The following is an 11,174-nucleotide window of genomic DNA, read 5'->3' on the forward strand; positions in this document are numbered from 1 at the left end:
TCGGAGCTTTTACGGTTGAGGCATGGATAGCGACTTCCACCTCCGCGCGTTCCAGGACCAGGCGGCCGCGTTCCGCAGCGCCGTCATGCAGGCCGGTCCCGACGCCGAGGTGTCGACCTGCCCGGGCTGGGACGTCCGGAAGCTCGTGCGGCACCTCGCCCGGGTGTACGCGATGGCGCGCCTCTCGCTGGCTCTGGGGCCGGACAGCGACCGGCCGCAACCCCCACGTCCGCCCGCGGAGTTCGACGACGCGCTGGCCTGGTGGGAAGACCAGCTGGCGGCGCTGCGTCACGAACTGTCCATTTCGGACCCCGATCGCCCGGTGCGGGCGTTCTTCCCCGGCGGCACGGCGCGTACCTGGGCCCGGCGGATGGCGCATGAGACGGCGATCCACCGGCTCGACGCGGAGCACGCGCTCGCCAGGCTCGGCCCGGACCACGTGCACGAGCTGATCTTCGATCCGGAGCTGGCCGCCGACGGCATCGACGAGCTGCTAACCGTGTTGCTGCAGGTGCCTAGCTGGGCGGAGCGGGAGAGCAAGGGGAGGGTGCTCTACCACGCTCCCGACGCGGGCCGCGCGTGGTTGGTCGAGTACCGGCCGGGCCTGCCGCCGCTGGCCGGGGCGCCGACGGACGCCGCACTGGAGGTCGACGCGACCGTGGCGGGCACCGCAGACGCGGTGTACCGGCGGGCCTGGGGCCGCCCGAGCACGGCCCTGGTCACCGGTGACGCCGCCCTCGCGGCCCTCACCTCCGGTCTCTGACATCGCACTCTGGAGCACCGTTTCCGCTGCTGTAGTACGTGAATGCTTGGCTGCTATAGAGCTATAGAGCGTGTGTTGAGAACTTGTTGTGCGTGTACCTGGCTTCGCTGGTGTGAAGCGAACGGACTGTCCGTTCGCGTCAATAGACGGGATGAATGGAATGTCCGTTCGCTCATACCGGCTATGCCCTGGATAGTTCGGGGCTCCCCGGCCGATGAAGGCACCCGACGAGCCTGGGCGCTTCACAGACTGTCAACAGACACGAGCGGCCCCACAACAACGTCGCGCCACATCCAAACCAGCCACTCCAGCGCACGAAAGCACTCATAGCACCTGACCAGGTGAAACAGTGCGTCCCAGCGGGTGTGCCACGGTGCGGCCGGTTTCCGGCACGGCCTTTGCTACCTGCGATAATGACCGACCGTGAGCCCTTCCGAACGTCGTTTCGTCATCAGCCTGGGATGCCCGGACCGCACCGGGATCGTCGCCCGCATCGCGACCTTCATCGCCGAGCACGGCGGTTGGATCGTCGAGGCCGGCTACCACACCGACACCAACACCGGCTGGTTCTTCACGCGACAGGAGGTCCTGGCGGACTCGCTGCCGTTCGGCATCGACGAGCTGCGGCGCCGCTTCACCACCGTCGCCGAGGAACTCGGCAGCCGCACCGACTGGCGGGTCACCGACACCGGCGAGCGACGGCGCGTGGTGATCCTGGTGTCGAAGGAAGGTCACTGCCTGCACGACCTGCTCGGCCGTATCGGCTCCGGCGAGCTCGACGTCGATCTGCGCGCGGTGATCGGCAACCACCCAGATCTCGGCCCGATCACCGAGGCGCACGGCATCCCGTTCCACCACGTGCCGTTCCCCAAGGCCCCCGAGGCGAAGGCCGCGGCGTTCCAGGAGGTCCGGAAGCTGGTGGACGACCACGACCCGAACGCGATCGTGCTCGCCCGCTTCATGCAGGTGCTGCCGCCCGAGCTGTGCGAAGTATGGGCCGGTCGGGCGCTGAACATCCACCACAGCTTCCTGCCGTCGTTCGCCGGAGCCCGCCCGTACCACCAGGCCTACGAGCGCGGCGTGAAGCTCATCGGCGCGACCTGCCACTACGTGACCGCGGAGCTCGACGCCGGCCCGATCGTCGAGCAGGACGTGATCCGCGTCGACCACACCGACGACGTGTCCGACATGGTCCGCAAGGGTCGCGACGCCGAGAAGCTCGTGCTGGCCAGGGGTTTGCGCGCGCACCTCGAAGACCGGGTCTTGGTCCACGGCCGCCGCACCGTCGTCTTCTGATGCGGTGGCCGGGCGCGCTGGGAGGGGGAGGCTCGCCGCCCGGCCACCGGGGTGGGCCGCTGCGGCGGGGTCGGGGGATGGGGGCACCGCAGCGGCCCGTTCTTGGGGGGGTTGATCAGGTGCGCAGGTGGTGTCGGCCGGTGGGCTCGTCGGGGTCGCGCGTCGGGAACGTCGGTATCGGCGGAGGCTCCCGTTCGGCGCGGCGTTCGGCTTCGACGTCGGCGATCAGGTGCCAGACGGTGTACCCACCTTCGCCGCCTCCGGCGTGTTGGGCTGCGGACAGCGAGAACCCGGGCACCGGAACGCGACTGACCAGCATGGCCAGGATCAGCAGGTTGAAGAGGACGAAAGTGGCCAGTTGAAGCCAGAACATAAGGATTTCCTTCCGAAATCTGTAGCGGTCTCAGGTAAATCAGGCACGGTCACGATCGGCGAGGATGCGCCAGCAGCGCATGCACGACTCCTCGCGAATCCAGTCCACTTCGGACCGATCGTGCAACTCCGCCGCGTCGGCTTCCACCCTGCAGTAGGCAGTGACGGTCTCTCCGGACGCAGCTTTCTTCGCAGCGATGGGGAAAGCGTGCCGACCACCGGTAACCGGCCGCCAGATGTAGGTCAGGTACTCGCTCATGGAGCTCTCCAAGCAACGGGCTTGATCACTGGGAACCGTACTAGGATTCCCAGTTGAGTTCCTAGCGTCGGTCATGATGTTCGCCGGATAGAGGGAAGGCACACTGATGCGCATGACCAGCAACGACCCAGGTCCGCTCGTGCAACGCCTCGTTCTCGGAGCCGAGTTGCGAGAACTCCGCGAGAGCTTCGGCCTGTCTGCCGACGAAGCTGCGGTTCAGCTCGGCTGGTATCGGAACAAGATCAGCAAGATCGAGACCGGCGAAAGCAAGCTGTCCCATAAGGACGCTCAAGCTCTCGTGGCCCTCTACGGCGCGAAGGACAACGCCGTGGAGAAGGTCCTGGTGCTTGCGAAGGAAGCTCGCCGCAAGGTTCCTCCTACGCGTGTCCCCGACTGGGCGAAGAAGTACGTCAATCTGGAAGCGAACGCATCCGAGATCAAGCTCTTCTTCGGGGACTCGATCCCTGGAGTGCTGCAGACCCGCGATTACGCTCGTGAACTGCTTTCTGCTTCTGTAGTTGTGCCCTCGGTGGACGTGAACGAGATGGCGGAGTCGCGTGCGCGACGGGCTCAGAGGTTCTTCGAACCGGGTGCGCCGTTGCTTTGGGTGGTTCTAGGCGAAGAGGCCATCCGCCGACGAGTAGGCGGGCGACCAGTGCATCGGGACCAGCTGGAGCAGCTTCGATCTCTGGCCGAGCTTGATCACGTCACAATCCAGGTGATCCCGCTGGATAGCGGGGCACATGCGGGCGTCGGCATCGCCTTCACACTGCTCCATCTTGAGCAAGCTAACTCAAGCATCGCGTACATCGAGAGTCTTACGAGTTCCGACTATCTGTCTCGACCTCAACACGTCCGCGCATATAGCCTGGTTTTCGACCGGTTGCGCGTTGCTGCGCTCAGTGACAGAGACACACTGGCCCTGGTCAACCGCGAGATCGAAGCACTTACCAAGGAGTGATCAAAGTTGCGTGGCTCGGACGAGATGATCTGGCGCAAATCTAGCCGCAGCAACGGGGCACAGAACTGCGTCGAAGTGGGCTGGCAGAAGTCCAGCCGTAGCAACGGAACTGGCAACTGCGTCGAGGTCGGGCAGGTTGTTGACCTGGTCGGGATGCGGGATTCGAAACTTGGGGACGCCAGTCCCGTACTGACCGTTTCCCGAGTTCGGTGGGCCGACTTCGTTGCCGCCGTCAAGGGCGGGGGCTTCCAGAGGTCGTGAGTGCGAAAGCGGGTTGGAGCCCGTTTTCGCACTCACGAGCATCACCGGCCTAGGCCCTCGACGAGCTCCGTTCCCGGGAGCTGAGCCAGGATCTCGCCCGGCGTGATGATCTTGCTGCGGCGCAGCCCGCTGCCGACGACCACCGCCGGGGCTTTGGCCACCTCGGGATCCACCAGGATCGGCCAGTCGGCGGGCAGCCCGAACGGCGTGACCCCGCCGTACTCCATGCCGCTGAGACGAACCGCGTCGTCCATCGGCGCGAACGACGCCTTGCGCACGTCGAGCCGCCGCTTGACCACGCCGTTGACGTCGGCGCGGGTGGTGGCCAGCACGACGCACCCGGCGTAGCGCACCTCGCCGGCCCGCTTGCCCGCGACGACCACGCAGTTCGCCGACAGCTCCAGGGGCGACCCGTACTGCTCGCAGAACGCGGCGGTGTCCGCCAGCTCCGGGTCGATCTCGGTGACCCCGACCCGCTCGTCGTCTAGCTCGCGCACCGCCGCCGCAACCGGCTCGGCGAGCAGATCGAGGTGCTCCAGCGCCGAGCTCACGTCCAGCGTTCCGGCTGCCACAGACCAATCAACACCCATGCCCCCGACAATACGAACCCGCCCGAACTCGCCGGATGCGGGTTCAGCGCAGGAAGTCCGCCAGCAGGCGGCGCAGCTCCCGGCGATGCGTGAGCATCGGCACGGACGAGGACAGGATCTCCAGCCGGGCACGGGCAAAGGCCGCAGCCACCGCCTTGGCGACCTCGGCCGGGTGCAGCGGATCGTCGGTGGCGCCGATAACCAGCACCTCCGACCGGACGGCGGCCAGCACGGCGGGGTCCGGGACCGGGACCTGCTCGGGCAGTTCGCGAAGCGCGTCTTCGAGCCGCAGCAAGGCCTCGGCCCGGCGGTCGACGTAGTCGCCGACCTCGATGCCTGCGGGGATGTCCGCGGCGACGATCTCGCGCAGCGCCTCGGGTCCATCGGCGACCGCGGCCGCGAGCCGCTCGAACGCCCAGGTCGCGGCCACCTCGCGAGGCCGGTCCAACGCGGCGGGCAGCAGCAGCGCCAACCGCTCGAACCGGCCCGGATGATCTGCGGCGATGCGGGTCAACGCGCCCGCGCCGAGCGAGACACCGACGGCGCGGGTCGCCTCGGCCTCATCAGCCACGGCGAGGACGTCTGCCGCGACCGAGGCGTAGTTCCAGTAGCTCGGGAGCGCATCCGGGGCGCTGCCGTGGCCCGGCAGCGTGATCACGACGCGCGTTCCCGGAAGGCCGGAGGCCGGAATGCGCGCTTCGCCTTCGGTCGCGCCCAGCCCGTGCACGACGAGGGTCACCGGGGACCCGCGGCCGTGCGCCGCCCAGCGAGCCCCCACTACCAGGACCGTCCCTGAATTTCCTTCACCTTCGGCCGGACGTCGACGATGTAGACCAGCGAAGCGACCAGCCCAGCGATCCAGATGATCGTGTACGGGCCCTGCATGCTGAAGATCAGCACCAGTGCCGCGGCACCCGTGATGCCCATCCAGGCCAGCTTGTTCAGCTTGTCTACGGCGGTGAAAGCGTCCGCGCGCTGCAGCGCCGCGTGCGCGAAAGCGAATACCCCGACCGGGATGCCCGCAATCCAGATGATCGTCAGGATCCAAAGCGCCAGCTCCACGTCGTCTACCCTACGTGGTCGCCGGGACCGCGGGCATCCGGTCGGACGGTCAGCTTTCGGTGGACTTGCTGGTTGAGGGCTTCTTCGCGGCGGCCGACTTGGTCGTGGTCTTGCGCGCAGTGGTCTCCGTGGCCGTGGTGCTCTTCGCCGCAGGCTTGGCGGCGGGCTCGTCCGCGGCCTTGGGGGCGGCCTTGGGCTCCTCGGCGGACTCTTCATCGGTCTTGCCGAACGGGCGACTGACCTTGCCGAGCACGTCGTCGGCCAGGTCGCGGACCTCGTCGACGGTCTCCTCGACCTTGCCCTGTGCCGTCCCGACCTGGTCCCAGACCTTCTTGACCTGCGGCTGGTCCTGCAGCCGGTGCAGCGTCTCCTCGCCGCGCTCGGCCAGGTAGTCGTAGAGCTGCTTCGCGGTCTGGCTGTAGGCGTCGACGCGCTTGCGCAGCTCGGCCGGGTCGAACTTGTCGCGCAGTTCGCCGAGGTCGCCCGGCAGTTCCTGGCGCGCGGCCTCGGCGCGCTCGTTGAGCTGGCTGCGGACCTTGTTGACCGCCTCCAGCAGGGCGTGGGCAGCGAGGTCGCCGGCGCCGAGCGCGGCGAGCAGCGGGGTGCGGGCCTGCTCGACGGCTTCACCGAGGGCCTGCGCGGCCTGCTCGCGCACCTTGGTCACGTCTTCGGTCTTCGGGAATGCCGGCATGGCGGTTACTCCTCGGGTTGCTCGGTGTCCCCGTCCGCCGCGGTTTCGCGTTCCCGCCGGAACGAGGCGTAGATGTCCAGAAGCACTTGTTTCTGCCGCTCGCTGAGCTCTTGGTCGGCGAGGATCGCGTCCACCACCGGCCCGCTCTCGCGGCGCTCCAAGATCCCGGCCTGCACGTAGAGCGCTTCGGCGGAGATCCGCAGCCCGTTGGCGATCTGCTGCAAGATCTCCGCGCTCGGCTTGCGCAGCCCGCGTTCCACCTGACTCAGGTACGGGTTCGACACGCCGGCGAGCTTCGCCAGCTGCCGCAACGAGATCTGGGCGTTGTTGCGTTGCGCCCGGATGTAGCTGCCGAGGTCGCTGACCGCTTGGTTGACGGCCTTGTTGACGGCTTTGTCCACACGATCCATCGGGCTAGCACCTCCGGTCACCAACCACGATAACCACGAGTGCTAGCTCCTGCAAGCGGGCTGCTTGCAGGCTGACCGGAGAGTCCGATCACTCCTTGCAGGCGCACATGCAGAACGGGTGACCATCTGGGTCGGCGTAGACGCGGAAGCTCGCGCCCTGCTGGTCGGGCGGCTGCGGCAGCGGCGTCGCACCCGCCGCGATCGCCCGCTCGTGCCCCTCCGCGAGCGTCTGCACCCTGATGTCCAGGTGCATCATCTGCGGCACATCCCGACTCGGCCAGGTCGGCGGGCGGTAGCCCGGGTCGCGCTGGAAGGCCAGTGGCGCGCCGCCGGCCGGGTCCACGAGCTCGACCCAGTGGTCATCGGACTCGGGGTCGAGCTCCCAGCCCAGCAACCGCCCGTAGAAGCCGGCCAGCGCCCGCGGGTCCGGGCAGTCGATCGCGAAGGCGGCCAATCGCAAGGTCGTCGTCATCGTCATTCCTCTCGTGATCAGTTGAAGCAACCGCGCGGAGCCGGACCGGAGTCCACCGCAGCGCCGGGCCGCAGCGCCTCCGTCGCCGAGGCCCATCAGTGGCGAACCGGTCGAGCCGCTCCTGGCGGAGCCTGCCCCCTTGCGCGGCACCCGGTCGATCTCGGCACCCGGTCGATCTCGGCACCCTGGAGCGCCCGCACGGTCGGCTCGCCGCTGCTCGCGGAGTACCCGAACGGATCGATCCGGATCGGATTCATCTCCACAACCCTAACCTGTCAAACAAGATTGCAGGTTACTAACCGGTGTTGTGATTATGTTGGTTATATCAACCCGGCACAACCCCCTATTGACTTACGATGGTGTTCGTGAACAGCAGAGCTGTCGCTCCGGAGGTGGATCGCCCGTCGTCCCCGGACGGCGTCGAACTCGACTTCGACCACGACATCGCGCTGGTCTTGGCCTTCCTGAACACCTGCGACGCCGAGAAGGGCACCGAGACCCTCGACGATCCCGGGCAGTGGCAGCAGTGGTGCATCGACCAGGACCTCGGCAAAGCCCCCGGCGTAGATGCGGCGCGCGAGATCCGTGACGCCATGCGCACAACGGTGTCCTGCGGTGTCCGACCGCATGCGGTGTTCGAAACGGCCTGGCCCGTGCAGGTCCGGTTGCACAACGGCATTCCGACGTTGACCGGCGGCGACGCGATCGGCAGCGTGCTCGTCGCGGCGGCCCGCCTAGTGCACACCGGGCGGTGGGATCGGATCAAGATCTGCCCGGCCGACGACTGCCTCTGGGCGTTCTACGACCGCTCCCGCAACCGCTCCCGGACCTGGTGCTCTATGCGCGTGTGCGGCAACCGCGAGAAGGCCCGCTCCTGGCGGGAACGCCACACCACCGCCTGAACAGCGAAAACGACCCGCTCGCCGCGGGGCGAACGGGCCATTTTCCTCGGGTGAGGCCGGTTCGTAGAGCCTGTTGGTGAATGGTCTGGGTGGGTGGTCGCTTAGCGGAACCTGAGAGGTTCCCTGGACTGCGGGTGCCCCTCCTGATGTATGCCCAATACGCGGCGGAGGGGCCGTCCTCGCCAGAAAACCTCTCAGAACCCGCCGACAGTCGTCTTGGCAAGGTGAATGCAAGCGGCTGCGCCGCTTCCAAAGGCGCGGACAGCATTCGCCGACAGGCTCTCAGAGCAGCAGCTGAGAGAAGGTGTAGATCAGCAGGCCGGCGAGGGCACCGACGACGGTGCCGTTGATGCGGATGAACTGCAGGTCCCGGCCGACCTGGAGCTCGATCTTGCGGGACGTCTCCTGCGCGTCCCAGCGCTCCACGGTCTCCGTGATCAGCGTGGTCAGCTCGTCGCGGTAGTTGGACACCACGTAGACCACGGCGCCCTCCAGCCAACCGTCGACCTTGGATTGCAGTTCCGGCTCCTCGACCAACCGGCGGCCGAGCGAGCGCAGTCCTTCGCGCACCCGGACCCGGAGCTCGCTCGACGGGTCTTCTGCGGCGTCCAGCAGCATCTTCTTCGCCGTGCCCCACGCCGAGGAGACGAGGTTCTGCACCTCCGGGTGCTCCAGCACCTGCTGCTGGATCTGCTCTGCCTTGGCCATCGTCTTCGGGTCGTGTTGCAGGTCGGCCGCAAACTCCACCAGGAACCGGTCGACGGCCTTGCGCATCGGGTGCTCCGGGTCGGTCTTGACCGCCCACGCGAACGACAGCACCTCGACGTAGATCTTGTCGGCCACGATGGTGTCGAAGAACTTCGGCGACCATGACGGCGCGCGCTGGCTGACCACCCGCAGCACCGTTTCGTGGTTGTCCCGCACCCAGTCGTAGGCCCGGTCGCAGATCAGGTCGACGAGCTTGTGGTGCGAGCCGTCGGCGAAGACCTGCGAGAGAATCCGGCCCAGCGGTGGCCCCCAGGGCTGCGAAAGCACCTTGCGCACGACCGCCTGTTCCAGCACGGCCTGCACGTCCTCGTCCCGCAGCACCTGCACGACGCCGCGCACCGCGGTGGCCAGCTCCGAGGTGACCCGCTCCGCGTGGTCGGCGTCGTCGAGCCAGCCGCCGAGCCGGCGGCTGACCTCCGCACGGCGCAGCTTGTCCCGAACCACCTGCTCGGCCAGGAAGTTCGAGCCGACGAAGTCACCGAGACTGCGGCCGATCATGTCCTTGCGGGTCGGGATGATCGCGGTGTGCGGGATCGGCAGGCCCAGCGGCCGCCGGAACAGCGCGGTGACCGCGAACCAGTCCGCCAGCGCGCCGACCATGCCTGCCTCGGCGGCGGCCCGCACGTACCCCACCCAGGCACCGGCGCCAGCGTTGTCCTGCCAGCTGGCGATCACGTAGATCAGGGTCGCGACCAGCAGGAATCCGCCGGCCACCGCCTTCATCCGCCGCAGACCACGGCGCTTGTCACTGTCGGAAACGGCTGTCGGCTGCACATACCGATTGTGGCAGCGTCCGGAAACCACCGAAGCCGCCCCGAACCGGACATCCCGGAAACCGTCCGCCCCGGCCACCTCGCACCGGCCCACCGGGACGAGCGATGCGCAGATGGGATGACGCGATCAACAGTCCCTTCCAACCCTTCCAAACACGCGCATGACCGCCACCGTGACGCGGAACGCTGCACGTCAGAGGCAGCCGCAAGCGGGCACGGCCGCTTGGCTCGTCCGCGCAACTCGCACCGTCAGGGGGTTCGCAGAGGTCGCCTGGCGAGGACAGCCCCGGTCCACGCACAAGCCCGGACTGTGAGGTTCCGCTACCGGAACCGGCCATTTAGGTGAGTCTGGAAACGGCCACGAATCGACTACCCTCTGGAGGCGTGCGTAGTCCTGCCCTCACCAGCCGGTTGCGGCCCTTCACGTCCACGATCTTCGCCGAGATCACCGAGCTCGCCAGGCGGACCGGTGCGGTCAACCTCGGTCAGGGCTTCCCGGACACCGATGGCCCCGAGGGCATGCTGCGCGTCGCGCAGGAGGCGATCGCCAACGGCGTCAACCAGTACCCGCCGGGCCCCGGTGAACCGGACCTGCGGGCCGCGATCTCCGAGCACCGCCTGGCGCGCTACGGCGTCGAGCACCGGCCCGAGGACGAGGTGCTGGTCACCGTCGGTGCGACCGAGGCGCTGACCGCCGCGATGCTCGCCCTGGTCGAGCCCGGCGACGAGGTCGTGCTAATCGAGCCGTACTACGACTCCTACCCGGTCGCCGTCGCGATGGCCGGCGGGGTGCGCCGGACCGTCTCGCTGCGGCAGGGCCCCGACCACCGCTTCGAGCTCGATGTCGAGGCGCTGCGCGCCGCCGTCGGGCCGCAGACCCGCGCCCTGGTGCTGAACTCACCGCACAACCCGACCGGCACCGTGTTCACCGATGCCGAACTCGCCGTGATCGCCGAGGTTTGCCGCGAGAACGACGTGATCGCCATCACCGACGAGGTCTACGAGCACCTGATCTTCGACGGCCGCGAGCACCACCCGCTGGCCACCCTGCCCGGCATGGCCGAGCGGACGCTGTCGATCTCCAGCGTCGGCAAGAGCTTCAGCGCCACCGGCTGGAAGATCGGCTGGATCTGCGGTCCGGCCGAGCTCGTCGCCGCCGTGCGCGCAGCGAAGCAGTTCATGACCTTCGTCGGCGGCGCACCGTTCCAACCTGCGGTCGCACACGCCCTGCGCAACGAGCTCGACTGGGTCGAGCGGTTGCGCAAGGACCTGCAGCGCAAGCGGGACCGACTCTCCGAGGGCTTGGCCGAGGCTGGCTTCGACGTGCTCGCCAGTGAGGGCACCTACTTCGTCTGCACCGACGTCCGGCCACTCGGCTTCGAGAACGGCGCCGAACTGTGCCGTTCGCTGCCGGAACGGATCGGGCTCGCCGCGATCCCGGTGCAGGTCTTCTGCGACAACCCGGAAGACGCCAAGCACCTGGTGCGGTTCGCCTTCTGCAAGCGCGACGAGGTCCTGGACGAAGCGATCCGCCGCCTCCACAAGCTCCGCTGACGCGACCGAAGTACCTCCCGGCTGCGCCCTTGGCCGTAGC

15 protein-coding genes are annotated in these 11,174 nt (G+C 68.0%); 6 read left to right on the top strand and 9 right to left on the bottom strand.

Going from position 1 to position 11,174, the window contains the following annotated elements; all coding sequences use genetic code 11:
* The first annotated feature begins 22 nt into the window (after nt 1-22).
* Together ACRXBZ_RS17235 and purU are read left to right on the top strand one after the other, a co-directional pair.
* Complete coding sequence (locus ACRXBZ_RS17235) at nt 23-763, top strand: maleylpyruvate isomerase family mycothiol-dependent enzyme (protein ID WP_433879956.1); 741 nt, start codon at nt 23-25, stop codon at nt 761-763.
* A 423-nt stretch (nt 764-1,186) separates the two neighbouring features.
* Nucleotides 1,187-2,059 carry a formyltetrahydrofolate deformylase gene (purU, locus tag ACRXBZ_RS17240; RefSeq protein WP_168585624.1) on the top strand — a complete coding sequence of 291 codons (873 nt, stop codon included), beginning with the start codon at nt 1,187-1,189 and terminating at the stop codon, nt 2,057-2,059.
* Nucleotides 2,060-2,174: 115 nt separating this feature from the next.
* Here purU and ACRXBZ_RS17245 read toward each other — a convergent pair whose 3' ends face one another.
* Both ACRXBZ_RS17245 and ACRXBZ_RS17250 read right to left on the bottom strand, forming a co-directional pair.
* Nucleotides 2,175-2,432 carry a flagellar basal body-associated FliL family protein gene (locus tag ACRXBZ_RS17245; RefSeq protein WP_433879957.1) on the bottom strand — a complete coding sequence of 86 codons (258 nt, stop codon included), beginning with the start codon at nt 2,430-2,432 and terminating at the stop codon, nt 2,175-2,177.
* A 39-nt stretch (nt 2,433-2,471) separates the two neighbouring features.
* On the bottom strand, nt 2,472-2,690 hold the full coding sequence (locus ACRXBZ_RS17250; RefSeq protein ID WP_168585626.1) for an HC3 family zinc finger protein: 219 nt from the start codon (nt 2,688-2,690) through the stop codon (nt 2,472-2,474).
* Between the two features lie 112 nt (nt 2,691-2,802).
* Between ACRXBZ_RS17250 and ACRXBZ_RS17255 the strand changes: the two genes are divergently transcribed.
* Together ACRXBZ_RS17255 and ACRXBZ_RS17260 are read left to right on the top strand one after the other, a co-directional pair.
* Nucleotides 2,803-3,651, top strand: coding sequence for a helix-turn-helix domain-containing protein (locus ACRXBZ_RS17255; RefSeq protein WP_433879958.1), 849 nt, complete (start codon nt 2,803-2,805; stop codon nt 3,649-3,651).
* A 6-nt stretch (nt 3,652-3,657) separates the two neighbouring features.
* Nucleotides 3,658-3,912: a DUF397 domain-containing protein gene (locus tag ACRXBZ_RS17260; RefSeq protein ID WP_433879959.1), complete on the top strand. Its 255-nt coding sequence runs from the start codon at nt 3,658-3,660 to the stop codon at nt 3,910-3,912.
* 41 nt (nt 3,913-3,953) lie between these two features.
* On the opposite strand, the gene ACRXBZ_RS17265 is transcribed toward ACRXBZ_RS17260, so the two are convergent.
* From ACRXBZ_RS17265 to ACRXBZ_RS17290, 6 genes are all read right to left on the bottom strand, one after another.
* On the bottom strand, nt 3,954-4,502 hold the full coding sequence (locus tag ACRXBZ_RS17265) for a YbaK/EbsC family protein (protein WP_433879960.1): 549 nt from the start codon (nt 4,500-4,502) through the stop codon (nt 3,954-3,956).
* Between the two features lie 43 nt (nt 4,503-4,545).
* Nucleotides 4,546-5,280, bottom strand: coding sequence for an alpha/beta fold hydrolase (locus ACRXBZ_RS17270; protein WP_433879961.1), 735 nt, complete (start codon nt 5,278-5,280; stop codon nt 4,546-4,548).
* Nucleotides 5,280-5,564 (bottom strand): DUF2516 family protein, encoded by a 285-nt coding sequence (locus ACRXBZ_RS17275; protein ID WP_168585630.1) that lies wholly within the window; start codon nt 5,562-5,564, stop codon nt 5,280-5,282. The genes ACRXBZ_RS17270 and ACRXBZ_RS17275 overlap by 1 nt, the downstream gene beginning before the upstream one ends.
* A 49-nt stretch (nt 5,565-5,613) precedes the next feature.
* Nucleotides 5,614-6,255 carry a hypothetical protein gene (locus tag ACRXBZ_RS17280; RefSeq protein WP_433879962.1) on the bottom strand — a complete coding sequence of 214 codons (642 nt, stop codon included), beginning with the start codon at nt 6,253-6,255 and terminating at the stop codon, nt 5,614-5,616.
* 5 nt (nt 6,256-6,260) lie between these two features.
* Nucleotides 6,261-6,665: a helix-turn-helix domain-containing protein gene (locus tag ACRXBZ_RS17285; RefSeq protein WP_433879963.1), complete on the bottom strand. Its 405-nt coding sequence runs from the start codon at nt 6,663-6,665 to the stop codon at nt 6,261-6,263.
* Between the two features lie 88 nt (nt 6,666-6,753).
* On the bottom strand, nt 6,754-7,137 hold the full coding sequence (locus tag ACRXBZ_RS17290; RefSeq protein ID WP_433879964.1) for a VOC family protein: 384 nt from the start codon (nt 7,135-7,137) through the stop codon (nt 6,754-6,756).
* 356 nt (nt 7,138-7,493) lie between these two features.
* Between ACRXBZ_RS17290 and ACRXBZ_RS17295 the strand changes: the two genes are divergently transcribed.
* Nucleotides 7,494-8,039 (top strand): CGNR zinc finger domain-containing protein, encoded by a 546-nt coding sequence (locus tag ACRXBZ_RS17295; protein WP_433879965.1) that lies wholly within the window; start codon nt 7,494-7,496, stop codon nt 8,037-8,039.
* A 282-nt stretch (nt 8,040-8,321) separates the two neighbouring features.
* On the opposite strand, the gene ACRXBZ_RS17300 is transcribed toward ACRXBZ_RS17295, so the two are convergent.
* Nucleotides 8,322-9,530, bottom strand: coding sequence for a DUF445 domain-containing protein (locus tag ACRXBZ_RS17300; protein ID WP_168585636.1), 1,209 nt, complete (start codon nt 9,528-9,530; stop codon nt 8,322-8,324).
* 434 nt (nt 9,531-9,964) lie between these two features.
* Here ACRXBZ_RS17300 and ACRXBZ_RS17305 point away from each other — a divergent pair, with 434 nt between their 5' ends.
* Entirely contained in the window at nt 9,965-11,134 is a 1,170-nt protein-coding gene (locus ACRXBZ_RS17305) for a pyridoxal phosphate-dependent aminotransferase (protein WP_433879966.1), read from the top strand.
* The last annotated feature ends 40 nt before the right edge of the window (nt 11,135-11,174 follow it).

This window comes from Saccharopolyspora hattusasensis (assembly GCF_050972075.1).
Lineage (GTDB): Bacteria > Actinomycetota > Actinomycetes > Mycobacteriales > Pseudonocardiaceae > Saccharopolyspora > Saccharopolyspora hattusasensis.

Coding starts and splice junctions, on each gene's coding strand:
- ACRXBZ_RS17235 (WP_433879956.1), top strand. CDS start 23: ATGGATAGCGACTTCCACCTCCGCGCGTTCCAGGACCAGGCGGCCGCG.
- ACRXBZ_RS17245 (WP_433879957.1), bottom strand. CDS start 2,432: ATGTTCTGGCTTCAACTGGCCACTTTCGTCCTCTTCAACCTGCTGATC.
- ACRXBZ_RS17250 (WP_168585626.1), bottom strand. CDS start 2,690: ATGAGCGAGTACCTGACCTACATCTGGCGGCCGGTTACCGGTGGTCGG.
- ACRXBZ_RS17255 (WP_433879958.1), top strand. CDS start 2,803: ATGACCAGCAACGACCCAGGTCCGCTCGTGCAACGCCTCGTTCTCGGA.
- ACRXBZ_RS17265 (WP_433879960.1), bottom strand. CDS start 4,502: ATGGGTGTTGATTGGTCTGTGGCAGCCGGAACGCTGGACGTGAGCTCG.
- ACRXBZ_RS17280 (WP_433879962.1), bottom strand. CDS start 6,255: ATGCCGGCATTCCCGAAGACCGAAGACGTGACCAAGGTGCGCGAGCAG.
- ACRXBZ_RS17285 (WP_433879963.1), bottom strand. CDS start 6,665: ATGGATCGTGTGGACAAAGCCGTCAACAAGGCCGTCAACCAAGCGGTC.
- ACRXBZ_RS17290 (WP_433879964.1), bottom strand. CDS start 7,137: ATGACGACGACCTTGCGATTGGCCGCCTTCGCGATCGACTGCCCGGAC.
- ACRXBZ_RS17295 (WP_433879965.1), top strand. CDS start 7,494: ATGGTGTTCGTGAACAGCAGAGCTGTCGCTCCGGAGGTGGATCGCCCG.
- ACRXBZ_RS17300 (WP_168585636.1), bottom strand. CDS start 9,530: ATGAAGGCGGTGGCCGGCGGATTCCTGCTGGTCGCGACCCTGATCTAC.